Origin of the sequence: Brassicibacter mesophilus (assembly GCF_050433385.1) — a bacterium.
Taxonomy (GTDB): Bacteria; Bacillota; Clostridia; order Tissierellales; family Proteiniboraceae; genus Brassicibacter; species Brassicibacter mesophilus.
Genome location: NZ_JBNPXI010000002.1, coordinates 392,956 through 411,841, shown reverse-complemented (window position 1 = coordinate 411,841; position 18,886 = coordinate 392,956). Strand labels below are relative to the sequence as shown.

The window sequence follows — 18,886 nt, the reverse complement described above, 5'->3', positions numbered from 1 at the left end:
ATAAGCTAGATATTAACTAATAAGAAACTATCTTATTATGTTGATTATCTAGCTTTTAAAATACAGTATAGAATAAGAAAAGTAATTTATTTTTTGATATAATATTTTATAGGTTAACTTGAGAGGTTGTGTTGAATGGATGATAGTATGTATGCTGAAATAATAGTAGATAATATGAATACCAATACTGATAAACTATTCACTTATATAGTTCCTAATAAATATATAAATGTTGTCAGAATAGGTATGAGAGTTCTTGTACCGTTTGGAATAGGCAATAAACTTATTGAAGGGATAATTATTAGTACAAAGCAGAATGCTGAGGTAAATATAAAAAGACTAAAGTATATAGATAGTATAATAAATGAGCCTCCCGTGTTATCAGAAAATATGATAAAACTTAGTCTTTGGATGAAGGAAAATTATTTAGCCCAGCATATTGAAGCTCTAAGAACAATTTTACCTACAGGAATTACAAATAAGGTACGGAAATATTTAAAAATTTCTCTTGAAAAAGATGACAGAAAGATATCAGAAATAAAAAATGAAAATCAGTTGAAACTTATAAAATTATTAATTAATAATGGCGAAACTGAGGTTGAAAAAATAAAAGAAATATCTTCAATTAAAAATCTTCAAGCAAATATAGATTATCTAGCTGAAAAGGGAATAGTTGAAATTACTAATAAAGTTAGTGCAGATGTCAATATAAAACATGAAAAATATGTACATAGAAATTTTTCTACTGATGAAGCAAATGATATTATTAGTTCGATCAATTCAAGGGCGTATAAGCAATTAGAGTTAATAAAATATTTATCTAATAAGAATAATATAAGTTTAAAGCAGGTTTTAATTGATACTGACAGTAGCTTATATACACTAAAATCTTTAGAAGAGAAAGGCTACCTAACAATCCAAGATAGAGAGGTCTGTCGCAATCCAGTTACTTCAGAGATTAAACCTTATTACAAGGTTAATCTTTCGCAAGACCAAAAAATATGTGTTGATACAATTTTTGAGGATTATCAAAACAGAGGATATAATAAGTTTTTGCTCCATGGAGTAACGGGTAGTGGTAAGACCGAGGTCTATTTACAATTAATTGAAAAGTATATTAGTCTTAATAAGCAAGCTATTGTATTAGTGCCAGAAATCTCTTTAACTCCACAAACTGTTGAAAGATTTGTGGGGAGATTTGGGAACAATGTCGCAGTAATGCACAGCAGGCTATCACCAGGTGAAAGGTATGATGAATGGCGCAAGATACGAGAAGGAAAAGTTCAGATAGTTGTAGGAGCTAGGTCAGCAGTATTTGCTCCACTTGGAAAATTAGGATTAATTATAATAGACGAAGAGCATGAAACAAGCTACAAATCAAGTATGAATCCCAAGTATTGTACCATTGAGGTTGCAGACAAAAGATGTGAGTTAGAAAATGCTACTCTTTTGCTTGGCTCTGCCACACCTTCTATAGAGACATATTATAGAGCTCAAAACGGTGATATAAAACTATTGACTCTACCCAATAGAATAAACAACAAAAAGATGCCGTCTATAGAGATAATAGATATGAAAAGTGAATTAGATGATGGCAATAAGTCTATTTTTAGTAAAAAACTTTATGATGCCATATCCGAAAATTTGATTCAAAAAAAACAGACCATTCTTTTTCTAAATAGAAGAGGTTTCTCAACCTTTGTTTCCTGTAGAAAATGTGGATATGTAGTGAAATGTAAAAGCTGTGATATTTCGCTTACATATCATCTTAAAGAAAACATTCTAAAGTGTCATTATTGTGGTAATACAATGAGACCACCCACTGTCTGCCCAGACTGTGGGAGTCAATATATTAAATATTTTGGAATTGGTACTCAGAAGGTTGAAGAAATTGTAAAAAAATATTTTCCTGATGCAAAAGTAGCTAGGATGGATGTAGATACTACTACAAAAAAAGGTAGTCATGAAAGGATTCTTGGCAAAGTTAGAGATGGCAGTGTTGATATACTTATTGGAACACAGATGATATCTAAAGGATTAGATTTTCCTAATGTTACACTTGTTGGCATTATTGCAGCTGATATAAGCCTTAATCTTCCTGATTTTAAAGCTTCAGAAAGAACCTTCCAGCTGTTAACTCAAGTTGGTGGAAGAGCTGGAAGGGGAGAGGCAGAAGGCAAGGTAATACTTCAAACTTATGAACCCGATCATTATAGTATTATGACAGCTAAGTCACATGACTATGAAAGTTTTTATAATAAGGAAATTGTTTTAAGAAAAGCTTTTGAATACCCACCTTTTACAAATATTATAAATATAATTGTTTATAATAAAGATGAGAAAAAAGCATATGATTCTTCAAAAATAATATCACATGAGTTAAAAAAGCAAATAGCTATAGCTTTTGGAGAGTCAAAAATAAATAAAGTTATAGGACCAAATGAAGCTCCGATTTATAAGATAAAAGATAGATATAGAAGGCAAATTTTAATAAAATGTGATGGAAATGAATTTTCATTAATTAAGGACATAGTATATAGGGTATGTATACTAAATAAAAAAAAGTTACAATCTAAAGAAACTAAAATAAGTATAGATATTAACCCAATTTCAATATTATAGGAGGATGTAAGATGGCTATTAGACAATTAAGATATGAAGGTGACCCTATTTTAAGGAAAAAATCAAGAATTGTAAATAAGATTGATGATAGAATAAAAGTATTGGTAGATGACATGATCGATACTATGTATAAGGAAGAAGGGGTAGGGCTTGCTGCTCCTCAAGTTGGAATACTAAAGCAAGTAGTAGTTATTGATGTAGGTGATGGTCCTATCAAGCTAATAAATCCCGAGATAATAGAAAAAGAAGGTGAGTGTATAGACATAGAAGGATGCCTAAGTGTACCAGGTGAAAATGGCAACGTAAGCCGACCTAAAAGAGTAAAAGTTAGATATACTGACTTAAATGGAAATGAACAGACTATAGAAGGAACAGATTTATTAGCAAGAGCATTGTGTCATGAAATCGATCATTTAAATGGAATACTATTTATTGATAGAATAATAAAAGAATAATCTACTCTATTAGGATGGGAGCGTTAAAAATGAATATAATTTTTATGGGAACACCTGATTTTGCAGTGCCTACTCTTGAAACTATATATAAAAATGGGCATGAGATTTCACTAGTTGTTACACAAAAAGACAAGCCTAAGGGTAGAGGTAAAAAATTATCCTATACACCAGTTAAGGAAAAGGCGCTTGAGTTAGGGTTAAATGTATATCAACCTAATAATATAAATGCTAATGATAGTATAGAGATTATAAAAAAACTGAGTCCAGACGCTATAGTTGTAGTAGCATATGGACAAATACTAAAGGAAGATATATTAAATGCACCTAAACTTGGATGTATAAACGTTCACGCTTCTTTATTACCAAAGTATAGAGGAGCTGCTCCAATAAATTGGGCTGTTATAAATGGTGAAGCAAAAACAGGTATAACAACAATGATGATGAGCAGAGGACTTGATACTGGGGATATGTTACTTATATCAGAAACTGATATTGGGGAAAATGAAACTGCTAGTGAACTTCATGATAGATTAATGTATATAGGTGCAGAACTACTTATTGATACAATAAATGGAATTCAAACAGGAAATATAGTGAAGACACCTCAGGATCATAGTAAATCTACCTATGCTCCGATGATGACTAAAGAGCTTGGAAAAATAGACTGGAATATGGATGGCTGTAAAATTAAAGATCTTGTTAGAGGAACACAAACTTGGCCGGGAGCGTATATCACATACAAAGATAAAAAAATTAAAATTATAAAAGTTGAGATTTGCGACAAGTTTATGCATGACAAAAATGGGACTGTAGTAAAAGTTAATAGTGAGGGGATCTTTGTAAATGCGAAAGATTCCTGTGTTATATTGAAGACTATTCAATTCCCTGGTAAAAAGAGTATGGATATTGGAGAATATCTAAGAGGGAATGATTTTGAAGAGGGTATAGTTTTAGATTAAGATAACGGAAGTGAACCAAATGAAAAATGATGATAAGATTTTTATTAATGCACTTTATCTTTTAGTGTTTATTTTAGCTTTTGTCTGTATATTGGGAGTTATCTTTATTACAAATAAAAGCTTTATAATATTAAAACTCGGGATAGCGGTAATTATTTTAATTCTTATAATATATATTTTGGCCGTTTTATGGTGTATATATATTTTATATAAATTATTAAATAACAAAAGAATTTCGGAAATGAACTATAAGATTTTAAAAAACGTCACTGAAGCTGCATACCCGCTAATTTTATTTATTGCAAAGTGCTTTAAAAAAGATATTGATAGCGTCAGAAGAGTTTATGCTAAAATTAATAATTTCTTGGTAAAAGCAAAGACTATTAAGATAGAAAGTAAAGACTTGCTTATTTTACTTCCCCATTGCTTGCAAAACTCAGAATGCAGTATAAAGATTACAAATGATATAAGAAACTGTAAGATGTGTGGGAAATGTGATATAAAGCAAATAATTGAGCTCTGTGATAAATACAATGTTACAGCGGTTGTAGCTACAGGAGGTACACTGGCCAGAGAATGGATAAAAAAATTAAAACCCAAAAGCATAATAGCGGTAGCTTGTGAAAGAGATTTGGCAAGTGGAATTAATGAAGTAAAGCTTATACCAGTCATTGGAGTATTAAATGATAGACCTAATGGACCATGTCACAATACTAAGGTTAGCATTGAAAACCTTGAAGAAGCTATTAAATTCTTTATAGAGGAGGATTAGATATGTACCCTTATGGATATTATGGATATAGCATGGGACCAGAATTTTTAATCCTTATTCCAGCAATCTTATTTGCAATGTATGCGCAGACTAAAATACAGACTACTTTTAATAAATATTTGAGAGTGGGTAGTAGAACAGGTTATACAGGGTCTCAAACTGCTAGAATGATATTAGACAGAAATGGATTATATGACATTAGAATAGAACATGTAGGTGGTAAGCTTTCAGACCATTACGATCCAAGGAAAAAAGTGTTAAGATTATCAAATGAAGTATATAATGGGACATCTTTAGCTGCAGTAGGAGTAGCAGCTCATGAGGTAGGTCATGCTATACAACATGCAAATGGCTACTTTCCATTAGTGTTGAGAAATAGTATAGCGCCTATTGCAAGCTTTGGCTCAAGATTTGTATGGATATTAGTAATATTAGGTTTTATTATTAGCCCTTTTTTATTACAAGTAGGAATACTGTTGTATTTAGCTATTGTAATTTTCCAAATCATTACTTTACCTGTTGAATACAACGCAAGCAGCAGAGCATTATCGCAGCTTCAAAATGGTATAATAAGTTCTGATGAAGTAGGTCCAACTAAAAAAGTTTTAAGTGCAGCAGCTTTGACATACGTAGCTGCAACTTTAGTTGCAATAGCACAGTTAATTAGACTATTAGCTATATCGAATAGAAGAGATTAGAGGGGTGTATACCCCTTTGTTTTTTTTGTATAATAAAGATGTATAACGACATTATTTTGGAGGTTATAAGATGCAAAAAAACTCTAGAGAAATTGCATTAAAGGTATTAAACGAGATAAATGAGCATGGTGCCTATTCTAACATATCTTTAAATAGAAATATTGGCTATGAAATAAGTAGCCTCGATGATTCACTAATAAGAGAATTGGTTTATGGAGTATTGGAGAATAAATTATTTATTGACTGGATTATTTTAAAGTTTTCTAAGATTAAATTCAAGAAAATATCACCATACATCAGAGATATAATTAGATTAGGGATTTATCAAATTATGTTTATGGACAGAATCCCAGATAGTGCAGCGGTAAATGAGTCTGTGAAACTAGCAAAAAAGTACGGGCATAAAGGTTCTTTAGGATATGTAAATGGACTGCTTAGAAATGTTACAAGAAATAAAGATACAATTGAATTACCTGACAAAGAGAATAATCCAAATGAATACCTTTCCATAAAATACTCTCATCCTAAATGGATGATAGATGAGTGGGTAAATGAATATGGTTTCGATTTTACAGAAGCTCTTTGTATCGCAAATAATAAAAAGCCAAGTCTCAATATAAGAGTCAATACTTTGAAAAATTCTATAGAAGAATTAATGAAGTCACTAAGGGAAAAAGGCTTTATTGTTCATAGAACAGTATTTGCTAATGATGGTTTGGTTATAGATAATCCTGCAAGAATTACTGATACTGAAGAGTTTAAAAATGGATATTTTCAAATACAGGACGAAAGCTCTATGCTAGTTGCTCAGATAATGGATCCAAAAGAAGGAAGCTTTGTGATAGATGTGTGTAGTGCACCAGGAGGAAAAACTACACATATAGCTCAGATGATGAAAAACAAAGGAAAGATTATTGCAAGAGATGTGTATGATCATAAGCTCAATTTGATTAAAGAAAATTGCGAAAGGCTTGACATTAATATTATTGAAACACAGTTATATAATGCTTTAAGAGTTGATAACAAATTGATTGAAAAGGCAGATTATTGCTTAGTAGATGCACCTTGTTCAGGATTAGGACTACTCAGAAGAAAACCTGATATAAGGTGGAATAAAGATCTAGATAACCTTAATGAAATTACTGAACTTCAATATAAAATACTTGAAAATAGCAGTAAATATGTTAGAAAGGAAGGTATTCTTGTTTATAGTACATGCACAATAAACAGGGACGAGAATATTAATCTTGTTCGAAAATTTATTAATAACAATCCTGAGTTCAAACTTATTAACTTCAAAGGATTAGTTAATGATTTAGATGAGATAGTTGATAATGTAGGATATATCGAACTGTTTCCTAATACACATGGGACGGATGGATTTTTTATTGCCAAGATGATTAAAATATAACTAGATAGTTTATTAAATAACTATTATGATATAATATATAATGTTTAAGAGAATTTCCTAGGAGGGATTTTTTGAACAAAACTGATTTAAAGTCATTAGAACTACATGAATTAAAAGAGCTCTTCTTGGAATTAGGAGAGAAACCATTTAGAGGTGAACAAACCTTTAAATGGATACACAAAAATCTTATTAAATCAATACATGACATCACAGTACTTTCAAAATCATTAAAGGACAAGCTGAATGGTATTTATACTATAACAAATTTGAAAATACTTGAAAGATATGATTCTAAAATAGATGACACAAAAAAATATTTGTTTATGCCTGAAGATGGAAATGTTATCGAGAGCGTAATGATGAAGTACAAACACGGTGTCTCTGTATGTCTTTCCACTCAAGTAGGATGTAGAATGGGATGTTCCTTCTGTGCGTCAACAAAGAGTGGATTAGTTAGAAATCTTTCTGCAGGAGAGATTCTGGATCAATTTTATAGTATTCAAAAAGACATAGATATGAAAATAAGTAATATAGTATTAATGGGAAGTGGAGAGCCACTAGATAACTTTAGTAATGTCATGAAATTTTTTCATATAATACATGATAATAATGGACAGAATCTAAGCTATAGAAATATCACTATTTCAACCTGTGGAATTGTACCTAAAATATATGATTTAGCAGACGCTGGTATACCTTTAAATCTATCAATTTCTCTTCATTCCCCATTTGATGATGAAAGAAGAAAAATTATGCCTATAGCTAATAAATATAGTATTTCTGAAATTATTGATGCATGTAGATATTATATAGATAAAACAAGTAGGCGAGTTACATTTGAATATACTTTGATAAAAGATGTTAATGATAGGACTATTGATGCACAGGAGCTAATAAAGCTTCTCAAGGGGATGCTTTGTCATATAAATCTTATACCTTTAAATCCTATTAATGAATTTAATAAAACTAAGTCAATAGAGAAAAACATTAGAATCTTTAAAGAGACTCTTTTGCACAATGGAATTAATACAACTATCAGAAGGGAAATGGGTGGAGATGTAAATGCTGCTTGTGGGCAGCTTAGAAGAAAATATATTGAAAATATATCAAATGAGTAGTAATGCAATTGTAAAGTGAGGTGTAAGCATGAATATATGTGTCAGTTCTGACGTAGGAAAAATAAGAGAAATAAATCAAGATTCATATTTTTATTGTGAGAATGACCAATTGCCTATTTTTGTTGTTGCCGATGGCATGGGGGGGCATAATGCTGGTGAAATTGCTAGCAATCTAGCAATTCAAATTATTAAGGAGGCTTATAATCGAGATAAAGAAAAGATAATCCTAAAAACACTTGAGCTTCCTAGATTTATTAATGAAGCCTTAAAAGAAGCTAACAAAAGAGTTTTTAATGAATCTAAAAAACAAGAGTGTTATCAAGGTATGGGGACGACTATAACAATGGGATTTATTTATGAGAGAGAAATATTTATTGGACATATTGGAGATAGTCGAGCTTATCTATTAAGAAATGAAGAGCTTCTGCAATTAACTCAAGATCATTCTTTAGTTGCAGAACTAGTTAGAAATGGTAGTATTAGTCAAGAAGAGGCACGAAATCATCCACAAAAAAACATTATAACCAGAGCGCTAGGTACCGATAGTAATGTAAATATTGATATTGTGAGCAGAGAGTTAGAGGATAAAGATACTATTATATTGTGTACTGATGGGCTCACAAATATGGTGAGTGAAAATAGAATTAGAGAAATACTTTTGAATTGTGAAAGCTTAGAAGATGGCTGTAATACGCTCATCGATACAGCAAATGCTCTAGGTGGATTCGATAATTCAACAGTAGTAATAATTAAGGCAAGTTAGAAAGAGAGGTGAGAGAATGATTGGAAAAATCTTAGGAAATAGATACGAGATTGTTGAGAAAATAGGCGGAGGAGGAATGGCATTAGTATATAAGGCTAAATGTAGATTGTTAAATAGATACGTGGCTATTAAAATACTAAGGTCTGAGTTTATTAACGATGAAGAATTTATAAACAAGTTCAGAAGAGAATCTCAAGCCGCTGCGAGTTTATCGCATCCTAATATTGTTAACATATATGATGTTGGGGTTGAAGATAACATTTATTATATAGTTATGGAATATATAAAAGGGAAAACACTTAAACAGCTGATTAGAGAAAAAGGTAAATTAGATATTGATGAAGCTTTAGATATAGCGATAAAAATTGCTGATGCTTTACGCCATGCACATGAAAACCATATTGTGCATAGAGATATAAAACCTCACAACATACTAGTTACCGAAGACGGAAGAGTTAAGGTTACCGATTTTGGCATTGCTAGAGCTGCTACTACATCTACAGTCACAAACACCAGTAATGTAATCGGTTCAGTTCACTATTTTTCACCTGAACAGGCTAGAGGTGGATATACTGATGAAAAATCTGATATATATTCTCTTGGCGTTGTTATGTATGAGATGGTTACTGGCAGATTGCCATTCGAAGGAGATAGCCCCATTACTGTTGCTTTAAAGCATATACAGGAGGATATTGAATTACCAACGGCTATTGATAGCTCCGTACCAAAGAGTGTAGAAAACATAATAATGAAGTGCGTAAAGAAAGACCAAACTTTAAGATATGGAAATACTGAATTGCTTTTGGATGATCTAAGAAAAGCTAAAAACTCTGATCTTGATAGTGATTTTGTTATTAATCAAACCAACTACAATGATTCTCCAACGAGGATTATACCTAAGGTTGACGATGACATGATAAATAATATTGATGAGATTTCAAATAACAAAAAAAGAAAGAAAAAGAATAATGATATTGAGGAAACAGGTAAAAGATCGAATAAAGTAACAACAATATCAGCCATACTGCTAGCTTTTATATTGACTTTAAGTTTGGCAGGAGGATTTTTGTGGATAAAAAATCTTTTGAAATCAGGAGAGGTTATTGTACCTAGCGTTATTGGACTACAGAAAGATAAAGCAAGAGAAACAATAGTAGAAAAAGGGTTAAGATTTGAAATAAAGGGAGAAGTATACAGCTCTGAGTTCAATGCTGGACATATTGTAGATCAAAGCGTAGATGCAGGTAAGACTGTTAAAAAGGATTTTCCTATAGAAGTAGTAGTGAGTAAAGGTGAAAAACCTGCATTGGTACCAAAGTTAGTTAATGAGCATATTGATCAAGCTGAAATCCTTCTTGAAGATGCTGGTCTTGAAAGTAATGTAAGTTTTGATTTTAGTGATATACCAAAAGACTATGTAATAAGTCAAGATCCTAAAGCGGATACTGAAGTAGCAGAAGGAACAAAAATAAATATTATTGTGAGTCAGGGTCCCAAAATAGAATATAAAGTGATGCCTAAACTTGTAGGTAAGAATATTGAAGACGCAAAGAAAGAAATAGCATCTAGTGGATTATCAATCGGCGAAATAAAATCTGAAGAAAATGAGAATATAGAAAAAGATGTTGTAATATGGCAAAGTTATACTGCTGGAACAGAAGTAGAAGAAAATACACCTATAGATTTATTAGTGAGTTTGGGTGCAGAAGAAACAGAAGATACAGAAAGTAATGAAGGGCAAGAAAATACGCAGGCGTTATATATTAAATTACCTAAAGATAAAGAAGAAGTTGAGGTAAAAGTGTATAAAATCCAAGATGACGTGAAGGATTTGATATATAACAATAAGCATAAGACAAGTGAGGATACTATTAGAGTACCAATAAGTGGTCAGGGTAAAGTTAAGCTAGAAATTTACTTTGATGGTGTGTTCCATATGGGAAATGAATATACTTTTTAGGAGGCTTAAATATTAATGCTAGAAGGAATAATCATAAAGGGAATTGGCGGATTTTACTATGTAAATGATGGCAATACAATCTATGAATGTAGAGCTAGAGGAATATTTCGTAAAGATAAGACTACTCCTTTAGTAGGCGACAAAGTTCAAATTAGAATAAGTAGCGAAGATGATACTGGATATATAGAAAAGATTTATGATAGGTCTACTGAGTTGATAAGGCCACCCGTTGCAAATGTAAATCAGGCAATAATAGTATTTGCTTCTAAAGCACCAGAACCTAACCTTTGGTTATTAGATAGATTTTTGCTTCTAGCATCTTATCAAAAACTTGATGTAACAGTCTGTATAAACAAAAGTGATCTTTCATCAGAAGATGAGCTAGAAAATTTTGCTAATATTTATAAAAAAGCAGGGATCGATATTATAGTAACTAGCTGCAAAAATAAAACGGGGATACCAGAATTAAGGGAGTTGCTAAAAGATAAAATAACTGTCTTTGCTGGTCCTTCAGGAGTAGGTAAATCTACTTTACTCAATAACATTCAAGCTGATTTAAAACTGCAAACTGGTGAAATAAGTCATAAAACTAATAGAGGTAAACATACTACAAGACATGTTGAATTAATTGAATTAGAAATCGGAGGATGGGTAGTTGACACTCCAGGGTTTAGTTCACTAGATTTGGATTTTTTAAATGAAGAAGATCTTGAAGGTTATTTCGATGAGATTAATGAACTTAAACACCTATGTAAATTTACTGGGTGCAAGCACTATAAGGAACCAAATTGTGCAGTAAAATCTGCTGTTTCAAATGGAGACATTAGTGAGTCTAGATACAATAATTATTTAAACTTTTTACATGAAATAAGAGATAACAGGAGGTATTAATATGATAAAAATTGCGCCCTCAATACTATCAGCTGATTTTAGTAGGTTAGCAGAACAAATTGAGCAAATAGAAAAAGGTGGAGCTGACATAGTACATCTTGATGTTATGGATGGACATTTTGTACCTAATATTACATTTGGACCACCTGTTATTAAAAAATTAAGAAATATAACAAAATTACCTTTTGATATACACTTAATGATTGAAAAACCAGAACGATATATAGAAGAATTTGCCAAAGCTGGTGCAGATATTATAACAGTACACCAAGAAGCATCTGTTCATTTGCACAGAACGATTCAACAGATAAAAGCTTGTGGTGTAAAAGCAGGAGTTGCACTTAATCCTTCAACCTCCTTGGATACCATTAAATATATATTAAATGATATAGACATGGTATTAATCATGACTGTAAATCCAGGGTTTGGAGGACAGTCATTTATTAAACAAATGGGAGACAAGATACTTGAGCTAAGGAAGTTAATTGATAGACTAGGGTTAAATATTGATATTGAAGTAGATGGTGGAATTAAGCTAGACAACATTAAAGAGGTTATTGGATATGGTGCAACAATTGCTGTTGCAGGATCAGCTATATTTGGTGCTGATAATATAATTGAAGCAACTAATAAATTTAAGAACATATAACTTTACAACGACTAAAATGATGTTATAATTAATATGAAAGATAAATATGAGTATTTCACTAGGGGAGCTACATGGCTGAGAGGAGACTAATTTGTTTCGACCCTATAACCTGATCTAGTTAGTACTAGCGTAGGGAAGTGGTTATTTATGTAAACTACTAAAACATTACCCTATTTGATAATGTTTTAATTTTACTAAATATTTCTTTTGAAATTGCTAGTAGAACCTCTCTAGGGGATATTCAAAAAAACACGTGGAGGGGTATTTATATGAATAATAAGAATAATGTGAGATTTTTGACTGAGAGCGGAGTAATGATAGCTCTTGCTTCAATTTTGAGTATGATCAAAGTATATGAAGCACCTTTCGGAGGTTCGGTTACAGCTGGAAGTATGATACCAATAATTATAATTGCATTACGTTGGGGAACTTTACGTGGTTTATTTGCTGGATTAGTATACGGGATTATTCAAGCAATAATAGATCCTTATATTGTTCACCCTGTACAGTTTTTTTTAGACTATCCAGTAGCTTTTAGTGTATTAGGTGTTGCTGGGTTATTTAGATACTTTGTTATAAAAAAAGCAGGTAGCGGTAAACTTGAATATGTATCAGTAGTACTTGGGGTTTTTGTTGCAGTATTAGGAAGAATGATTGCACATGTTTTATCAGGAGTTGTATTTTTCAAAGAATTTGCTGGAGATCAAAACCCTTGGATATATTCAATTTTATACAATGGTGGCTATTTAAGTATAGAATTAATTGTTTCCATAATAATAATATTATTATTATGGAAAACCTTAAGAAAAGAAATAGCATAAAGAGAGTGATTATATGAGATCTGTTATAATTTCTAATGGAAACTTTGAAAGTATTGATATTAATAATATAATAGCCAATAATTCTGATATGATAATATGTGCTGACGGAGGAGCAAAGCATATAATAAATACTGGTATTATTCCAGATGTTATTGTAGGAGATATGGATTCGATTCCTAAAGATGTATTAAAGACTTATGAAAATATGAATATAAAACTATATAAACATCCTGTAAAAAAGGATAAAACTGACACTGAATTAGCGGTTGATTATGCCATAGAGCATGGATCGACTGAGATCATCTTACTAGGAGTTACAGGAACAAGATTAGATCATACTTTAGCTAATATAATGCTTCTTTATAAATTATTAAAAAATAATATAAAAGCAAAAATAATTGATTCCCATAATGAAATATCTATAATAGATAAAAGTGGACAAATTGAAAAAGGGATATATCCATATGTATCTTTAATACCTCTTACAGTGAATGAAAATAAAGTGACATTAAAAGGGTTTGAATATGAGACCTATGAAGAGCACTTTAAATTAGGTTCAAGCTATGGTATTAGCAATAGCTTGGTTAAAGATAAAGGTGATGTATATATAGAAGATGGTTTGTTTATTATTATAAAGTCAAAGGATTGATTCTAGAAATCGGCTGAAAAGCCGATTTTTTTGTAACATTTTATTGGCTAGAGAATAATATGTATTATAGTAGCCTTTAGAGAGGTGTTGTATATGAGGAAATTTAAATTTAGGAGATGTCCATCTAGATATAATTTCAAAAAGACATTAGGAATTATTTTAGCTGTTGTTGGAGTAATAATCATAATACAAGTTGTCCCTGTTTCATTATGGATATTTTTATTAGGGATTTTACTTGTTTGCTTAGGTTGGTTACTATTTAAAATGCTATAGCTTATAAATGATTTTTTAAAATAGGGGAGGGAATGAAGTGAAAATACTAGTTATAAAGCTCCCTAGAGCAATTAGCAGGATATTATTGCGAAAAAAAAGAAAACAGGCTTCCAATTCATAGGAAGCCTACTTTTATAACGCTCTTTCTACATTACCAGATCTTATACATCTTGTACAAACATATATTCTCTTAGGAGCTCCATTAACAATAGCTTTTATTCTACGTACATTTGGAGACCAAGTTCTATTACTTTTACGGTTAGAGAAAGTTACTAAATGTCCAGAAACTTTACCCTTTCCACATACTTCACAGAATTTTGCCACATCGAACACCTCCTCAACTTCTTAAATTGCATAATTTCCAATATTTATAATCATTAAGTCAACACACTCTATTGTAACACATCTAAGTTTAATTTTGCAATATAAAGATAATAATATACTAAAAATCATTATAGATATTATAAAGTTGAAGATAATAGGATTATAATGTAGAATATAATTATAATCCTTACACTAATTTATTATTCTAAAAAGGAGGACTGCTAATGCCAGGTAAATTGAACAATAAATATGGCGCTATAAATATTGACGATAACGTTCTAGAGATCATTGCGGGATTATCGGCTATGGAATGTTATGGGCTAGTTGGAATGTCAAGTCGAAACGCAACAGATGGACTAGTTGAATTATTAAGAAAAGAGCACTTAACAAAAGGTGTAAAAGTACATACTGAAGGTGACAAAATAGTAATTGATTTATATATTGTAGTTCAGTTTGGAACAAGAATATCTGTTGTTGCCAATAATATAATTGAGAAAGTAAAATATAATATTGAAAACCTTACTGGTTTAAAAGTTGAAAGAGTTAATATAAACGTACAAGGAGTAAGGGTACAAAAGTAGGTTAAGGAGGTACTAATTTTGAAAATTGAATATATAGATGGGATTATATTAAAGAAATTATTTATTGGCGCTGCAAATTCACTAGAAAAAAATAAGGAAGCTGTTAATGCATTAAATGTTTTTCCAGTACCAGATGGAGACACAGGAACAAATATGTCTCTAACGATGCAGTCGGCAATAAAACAAATAAAAAATCTTGAAACAAATAGCATAGAAAAAGTTGCATCAGCAGCTGCGAACGGATCTCTCATGGGGGCTAGAGGTAACTCAGGTGTTATTCTTTCTCAACTATTCAGAGGATTTTCAAGAGGCTTAAAGGATGTAAAAAAAATAGATACGAAGGTTATTGCTGCTGCTTTCAAATCGGGTTCTGACACTGCATATAAAGCAGTAATGAAGCCTATAGAAGGTACTATACTAACAGTGGCGAGAGAGTGTGCAGAAGCATCTTTCGAAATTGCCAAGAATGAAATGGACATAGTTGAATTCTTGAAAAAAGTTATAAAGCATGGAGAAGAAACTTTACAAAAGACACCTGAAATGCTGGCTGTACTTAAACAAGCTGGGGTTGTGGATGCTGGAGGTAAGGGGTTGATAGTAATACTTTCTGGTGCTTTAGAGGCTTTAGCAGGTAAGGAAGAATTTGTTTTAGATGATGCTGCTCCTATTAACGACAATGTATTTGTTGATACTGGAAATAATGATGACATACAATTTGCTTATTGTACTGAGTTTATCATTAATAATACTAATAAAGATAGTGAAAGCTTTAGAGATGAATTATCTAAATTCGGTGATTCGCTGCTAGTAGTAGGTGGAGAAAATATAATAAAAGTTCATGTTCATACCAATAACCCTGGTGATGTATTGCAGAAGGCGCTTAACCTTGGTGAACTAATAGACATCAAAATAGATAATATGAAGTACCAACACAGGAATAATACAGAAAAGTCTGAAGAAATAAAAACTCAAAATAAGAACGAACATGGCCAAGAAACTAAGAAATACAGTTTTATTACTGTAGCAATGGGCGAGGGTCTTGAAAGCGTATTTAAAGACTTGAAAGTAGATTATGTAATCACTGGTGGACAAACTATGAATCCTAGTACAGAGGATATTCTTAAGGCAATTGACAGCGTAACAGGGGATACTATTATTATTCTTCCTAATAATAGTAATATTGTGTTAGCTGCAACTCAGGCAAAAGAACTAAGTCAAAAAAATGTTGAGGTGTTGCCTACAAAAACTATTCCTCAAGGAATATCTGCATTACTTGCTTTTGATGAGGAGCTTGAAGTAGAAGATAATATAGACAATATGAGCAATGCAATTAAATCTGTAAAAACAGGTCAGGTTACTTTTTCTGTTAGAGATACTGTAATTGATAATAAAGAAATTAAGAAAGATGATATAATTGGAATTTGTGATGGCGAAATTAAAACGGTAGGACAAAATGTACAGGAAGTTGTTTTAGACTTAATAAGAAATACTGCTGATGATGATAACGAGTTGATTACTATTTTCTATGGTAAAGATATTCAAGAAAATCAAGCTGAAGAACTAAAAAATAAAATTGAAAATGAATTCGAAGATTTTGATGTTGATATGATATATGGAGGACAGCCCCTTTATTATTATCTAGTATCAATAGAATAGAGAATTTTTTTATAAATTTTTCATAAGGTTGAAACTGATGTTAAAGCATAGACAAGGATTTAGAGCTTGACCTCTTGATTCTTGTTTATTTATTTATACAAGAATAGGTTTTGAGGTGAAGAAATTGACTAACCTAAACAACTCTGTTAGATATGTAAAAGGTATTGGGCCTAAAAAAGCAAATCTTTTAAGAAAGTTAAATATAGAAACGATTGAGGATCTATTTTATTATTTTCCGAAAGCATATGAAGATAGGAGAGAAATAAAAAAGTTAATTGATGTAGAAAATGGAGAAAAGGTAAATTTAAGAGTTGTAGTTTGTGGCCCATATAGTACGTATAAACCTAGAAGGGGTTTGTCTATAACTAAAATCCCAGTTAAAGATGATACTGGAATTGCATTTTTAACGTGGTTTAATCAAAATTACGTGGTAAACAATTTATCAATTGACGAAGTGCTTAAAATCAATGGCAGGGTGAAGAAGACAGGGGGAAGAATTGAAGTTCATAATCCTATTTATGTAAAGGAGAACGATAACAGCAATAAAATAGGAAAAATAGTGCCCATTTATCCTTTAACAGATAAGCTATCAAATAACGATATGATAAGTTTTATAGGTAATGCAATTGAAGAATATTTAAATAATGAAGATGATATACTACCATCACATCTAATAGATAAGTATGAATTAGTTTCATTTAAAGATGCAGTTTCTAATATTCATTTTCCAGTAGGAAGAAAGCAGTATTTGAATGCAAAAAAAAGGCTAGTATTTGAAGAATTACTTATGCTTCAACTTGGTTTGTTTATTCTTAAAAACAAATATAGTAAGAAGCAAAAAGGAATATGTTTTAAAAAATCTACTATGATTAATGATTTCATTGATAACCTGCCGTTTAAGCTTACAAATTCTCAGCTAAAGGTTTTTAATGAAATTGAAGCAGATATGGAGTCAGAAAATCAAATGACTAGACTTATTCAGGGAGATGTTGGTTCGGGTAAGACTATCATAGCTATTCTAGCTATGATTAAAGCATATGAATCAGGATATCAGTCAGTGATGATGGCCCCTACTGAGATTCTAGCGACACAGCATTATGAAAGCATAACTAATATGCTTAATAAATTTGGAATTTCATGTGAAATATTAATTAGTAGCATATCAGCCAAAAAGAAAAGGGAGCTTATTGAAGATATTAAAGATGGGAAAATTGATATAGTTGTTGGAACACATGCATTAATACAGGAAACTGTAGAGTTTAAGAATCTAGGATTAACTATTACTGACGAACAACACAGATTTGGAGTAAGACAAAGGGCGCTGTTGTCTAGTAAAGGAGAAAACCCTGACATATTAGTTATGACTGCTACTCCAATTCCTAGGACATTAGCGTTGATGCTTTATGGAGATTTAGACATATCTATTATAAACGAATTACCGCCAGGTAGAAAAAGTATAAAAACATATGCCGTTACTAATGAAATGAAAAAAAGAATATATAATTTTGTTAAAAAACATGTTTTTGAAGGCAGACAGGCATATATTGTTTGTCCGCTTGTTGAAGAATCTGATTCTGTTAAGCTTCAATCTGCATCAGAATTATATGAAATACTAAAAAAAGAGTATTTTAAAGATATAAATCTTGGACTGCTACACGGCAAAATGAAGGCTAAAGAAAAAGAAGATATAATGAATAAATTCAAAACAGGTGATATCAACGTTCTTATTTCGACTACGGTTATTGAGGTTGGTGTTAATGTACCCAATGCTAATATAATGATAGTTGAAAATGCTGAAAGATTTGGATTGGCACAACTACATCAGCTTAGAGGTAGAGTAGGAAGAGGCAATTATCAATCTTATTGTATACTTATTAATGAGAGCAATAGCAAAGTTTCAAAGGAAAGAATGGCGGTAATGGAACGTACATCAGATGGATTCATAATATCTGAAAAGGATTTAGAAATAAGAGGTCCTGGGCAATTTTTTGGGACAAAACAACATGGTATGCCGGATTTAAAAATTGCAAATCTATTTACAGATATTAGTACACTAAAGGAAGTTCAGATATTAGCTTCAGAACTACTAGAACAAGATCCAAAACTAAAATTAGTTGAAAACAGAAAAATTAGAGAAAGACTCAAAAAAATGTTTAATAGTGGTCTTGATTTAATTAGCTTTAATTAGCAAATAATAAAAAAGGTGTATTAATACATCTTTTTTTTATAACATATAGTTTTGCACAGATTATTTTTGTGCTAAAATAAAAGTAATGATTGCAAG

General features: G+C 31.2%; 18 protein-coding genes and 1 riboswitch. Of the genes, 17 read left to right on the top strand and 1 reads right to left on the bottom strand.

Annotation, left to right across the window (positions count from 1 at the left end; translation table 11 throughout):
- The first annotated feature begins 135 nt into the window (after nucleotides 1-135).
- The 14 genes from priA (at nucleotide 136) to HNR33_RS04595 (ending at nucleotide 14,041) form a co-directional block, all read left to right on the top strand.
- Nucleotides 136-2,622 (top strand): primosomal protein N', encoded by a 2,487-nt coding sequence (gene priA, locus HNR33_RS04660; RefSeq protein ID WP_429080572.1) that lies wholly within the window; start codon nucleotides 136-138, stop codon nucleotides 2,620-2,622.
- An 11-nt stretch (nucleotides 2,623-2,633) separates the two neighbouring features.
- A complete protein-coding gene (gene def, locus HNR33_RS04655; protein WP_429080569.1) occupies nucleotides 2,634-3,077 on the top strand; it encodes a peptide deformylase in 444 nt (147 codons plus the stop codon).
- Between the two features lie 29 nt (nucleotides 3,078-3,106).
- A complete protein-coding gene (fmt, locus tag HNR33_RS04650; protein WP_429080567.1) occupies nucleotides 3,107-4,036 on the top strand; it encodes a methionyl-tRNA formyltransferase in 930 nt (309 codons plus the stop codon).
- 241 nt (nucleotides 4,037-4,277) lie between these two features.
- Nucleotides 4,278-4,808, top strand: coding sequence for a DUF116 domain-containing protein (locus HNR33_RS04645; RefSeq protein WP_429080565.1), 531 nt, complete (start codon nucleotides 4,278-4,280; stop codon nucleotides 4,806-4,808).
- A gap of 2 nt (nucleotides 4,809-4,810) precedes the next feature.
- On the top strand, nucleotides 4,811-5,506 hold the full coding sequence (locus tag HNR33_RS04640) for a zinc metallopeptidase (RefSeq protein WP_429080563.1): 696 nt from the start codon (nucleotides 4,811-4,813) through the stop codon (nucleotides 5,504-5,506).
- Nucleotides 5,507-5,576: 70 nt separating this feature from the next.
- Nucleotides 5,577-6,917: a 16S rRNA (cytosine(967)-C(5))-methyltransferase RsmB gene (gene rsmB / locus HNR33_RS04635; protein WP_429080561.1), complete on the top strand. Its 1,341-nt coding sequence runs from the start codon at nucleotides 5,577-5,579 to the stop codon at nucleotides 6,915-6,917.
- Nucleotides 6,918-6,988: 71 nt separating this feature from the next.
- Nucleotides 6,989-8,035: a dual-specificity RNA methyltransferase RlmN gene (gene rlmN, locus HNR33_RS04630; protein WP_429080559.1), complete on the top strand. Its 1,047-nt coding sequence runs from the start codon at nucleotides 6,989-6,991 to the stop codon at nucleotides 8,033-8,035.
- Between the two features lie 28 nt (nucleotides 8,036-8,063).
- Nucleotides 8,064-8,798 (top strand): Stp1/IreP family PP2C-type Ser/Thr phosphatase, encoded by a 735-nt coding sequence (locus HNR33_RS04625; protein WP_429080556.1) that lies wholly within the window; start codon nucleotides 8,064-8,066, stop codon nucleotides 8,796-8,798.
- Nucleotides 8,799-8,814: 16 nt separating this feature from the next.
- A complete protein-coding gene (gene pknB / locus HNR33_RS04620; RefSeq protein WP_429080555.1) occupies nucleotides 8,815-10,758 on the top strand; it encodes a Stk1 family PASTA domain-containing Ser/Thr kinase in 1,944 nt (647 codons plus the stop codon).
- Nucleotides 10,759-10,773: 15 nt separating this feature from the next.
- Nucleotides 10,774-11,649 (top strand): ribosome small subunit-dependent GTPase A, encoded by an 876-nt coding sequence (gene rsgA, locus HNR33_RS04615; RefSeq protein ID WP_429080554.1) that lies wholly within the window; start codon nucleotides 10,774-10,776, stop codon nucleotides 11,647-11,649.
- 1 nt (nucleotide 11,650) lies between these two features.
- Nucleotides 11,651-12,298 (top strand): ribulose-phosphate 3-epimerase, encoded by a 648-nt coding sequence (gene rpe, locus HNR33_RS04610; protein ID WP_429080551.1) that lies wholly within the window; start codon nucleotides 11,651-11,653, stop codon nucleotides 12,296-12,298.
- A 50-nt stretch (nucleotides 12,299-12,348) separates the two neighbouring features.
- A riboswitch (TPP riboswitch) is annotated at nucleotides 12,349-12,451 on the top strand.
- Nucleotides 12,452-12,567: 116 nt separating this feature from the next.
- The gene (gene thiT / locus HNR33_RS04605; protein ID WP_429080548.1) at nucleotides 12,568-13,119 is read left to right on the top strand and encodes an energy-coupled thiamine transporter ThiT; all 552 of its coding nucleotides are present in this window, start codon (nucleotides 12,568-12,570) and stop codon (nucleotides 13,117-13,119) included.
- A gap of 13 nt (nucleotides 13,120-13,132) precedes the next feature.
- Nucleotides 13,133-13,768, top strand: coding sequence for a thiamine diphosphokinase (locus tag HNR33_RS04600; protein WP_429080545.1), 636 nt, complete (start codon nucleotides 13,133-13,135; stop codon nucleotides 13,766-13,768).
- 93 nt (nucleotides 13,769-13,861) lie between these two features.
- Nucleotides 13,862-14,041: a hypothetical protein gene (locus HNR33_RS04595; RefSeq protein WP_429080542.1), complete on the top strand. Its 180-nt coding sequence runs from the start codon at nucleotides 13,862-13,864 to the stop codon at nucleotides 14,039-14,041.
- 132 nt (nucleotides 14,042-14,173) lie between these two features.
- Here HNR33_RS04595 and rpmB read toward each other — a convergent pair whose 3' ends face one another.
- Nucleotides 14,174-14,365: a 50S ribosomal protein L28 gene (gene rpmB / locus HNR33_RS04590; protein WP_429080540.1), complete on the bottom strand. Its 192-nt coding sequence runs from the start codon at nucleotides 14,363-14,365 to the stop codon at nucleotides 14,174-14,176.
- A 224-nt stretch (nucleotides 14,366-14,589) separates the two neighbouring features.
- On the opposite strand from rpmB, the gene HNR33_RS04585 reads away from it, so the two are divergent.
- From HNR33_RS04585 to recG, 3 genes are all read left to right on the top strand, one after another.
- Nucleotides 14,590-14,946 (top strand): Asp23/Gls24 family envelope stress response protein, encoded by a 357-nt coding sequence (locus HNR33_RS04585; RefSeq protein ID WP_429080538.1) that lies wholly within the window; start codon nucleotides 14,590-14,592, stop codon nucleotides 14,944-14,946.
- Nucleotides 14,947-14,964: 18 nt separating this feature from the next.
- Nucleotides 14,965-16,602, top strand: a complete 1,638-nt coding sequence (locus HNR33_RS04580) for a DAK2 domain-containing protein (RefSeq protein WP_429080536.1) — start codon at nucleotides 14,965-14,967, stop codon at nucleotides 16,600-16,602.
- Nucleotides 16,603-16,726: 124 nt separating this feature from the next.
- Nucleotides 16,727-18,790, top strand: a complete 2,064-nt coding sequence (gene recG / locus HNR33_RS04575; protein ID WP_429080535.1) for an ATP-dependent DNA helicase RecG — start codon at nucleotides 16,727-16,729, stop codon at nucleotides 18,788-18,790.
- Nucleotides 18,791-18,886 lie beyond the last annotated feature (96 nt).

What these genes read in the sequence shown, in the direction of transcription:
- priA (WP_429080572.1), top strand. Translation starts at nt 136, where the DNA reads ATGGATGATAGTATGTATGCTGAAATAATAGTAGATAATATGAATACC.
- def (WP_429080569.1), top strand. Translation starts at nt 2,634, where the DNA reads ATGGCTATTAGACAATTAAGATATGAAGGTGACCCTATTTTAAGGAAA.
- fmt (WP_429080567.1), top strand. Translation starts at nt 3,107, where the DNA reads ATGAATATAATTTTTATGGGAACACCTGATTTTGCAGTGCCTACTCTT.
- HNR33_RS04645 (WP_429080565.1), top strand. Translation starts at nt 4,278, where the DNA reads ATGAACTATAAGATTTTAAAAAACGTCACTGAAGCTGCATACCCGCTA.
- HNR33_RS04640 (WP_429080563.1), top strand. Translation starts at nt 4,811, where the DNA reads ATGTACCCTTATGGATATTATGGATATAGCATGGGACCAGAATTTTTA.
- rsmB (WP_429080561.1), top strand. Translation starts at nt 5,577, where the DNA reads ATGCAAAAAAACTCTAGAGAAATTGCATTAAAGGTATTAAACGAGATA.
- HNR33_RS04625 (WP_429080556.1), top strand. Translation starts at nt 8,064, where the DNA reads ATGAATATATGTGTCAGTTCTGACGTAGGAAAAATAAGAGAAATAAAT.
- pknB (WP_429080555.1), top strand. Translation starts at nt 8,815, where the DNA reads ATGATTGGAAAAATCTTAGGAAATAGATACGAGATTGTTGAGAAAATA.
- rsgA (WP_429080554.1), top strand. Translation starts at nt 10,774, where the DNA reads ATGCTAGAAGGAATAATCATAAAGGGAATTGGCGGATTTTACTATGTA.
- rpe (WP_429080551.1), top strand. Translation starts at nt 11,651, where the DNA reads ATGATAAAAATTGCGCCCTCAATACTATCAGCTGATTTTAGTAGGTTA.
- thiT (WP_429080548.1), top strand. Translation starts at nt 12,568, where the DNA reads ATGAATAATAAGAATAATGTGAGATTTTTGACTGAGAGCGGAGTAATG.
- HNR33_RS04600 (WP_429080545.1), top strand. Translation starts at nt 13,133, where the DNA reads ATGAGATCTGTTATAATTTCTAATGGAAACTTTGAAAGTATTGATATT.
- HNR33_RS04595 (WP_429080542.1), top strand. Translation starts at nt 13,862, where the DNA reads ATGAGGAAATTTAAATTTAGGAGATGTCCATCTAGATATAATTTCAAA.
- HNR33_RS04585 (WP_429080538.1), top strand. Translation starts at nt 14,590, where the DNA reads ATGCCAGGTAAATTGAACAATAAATATGGCGCTATAAATATTGACGAT.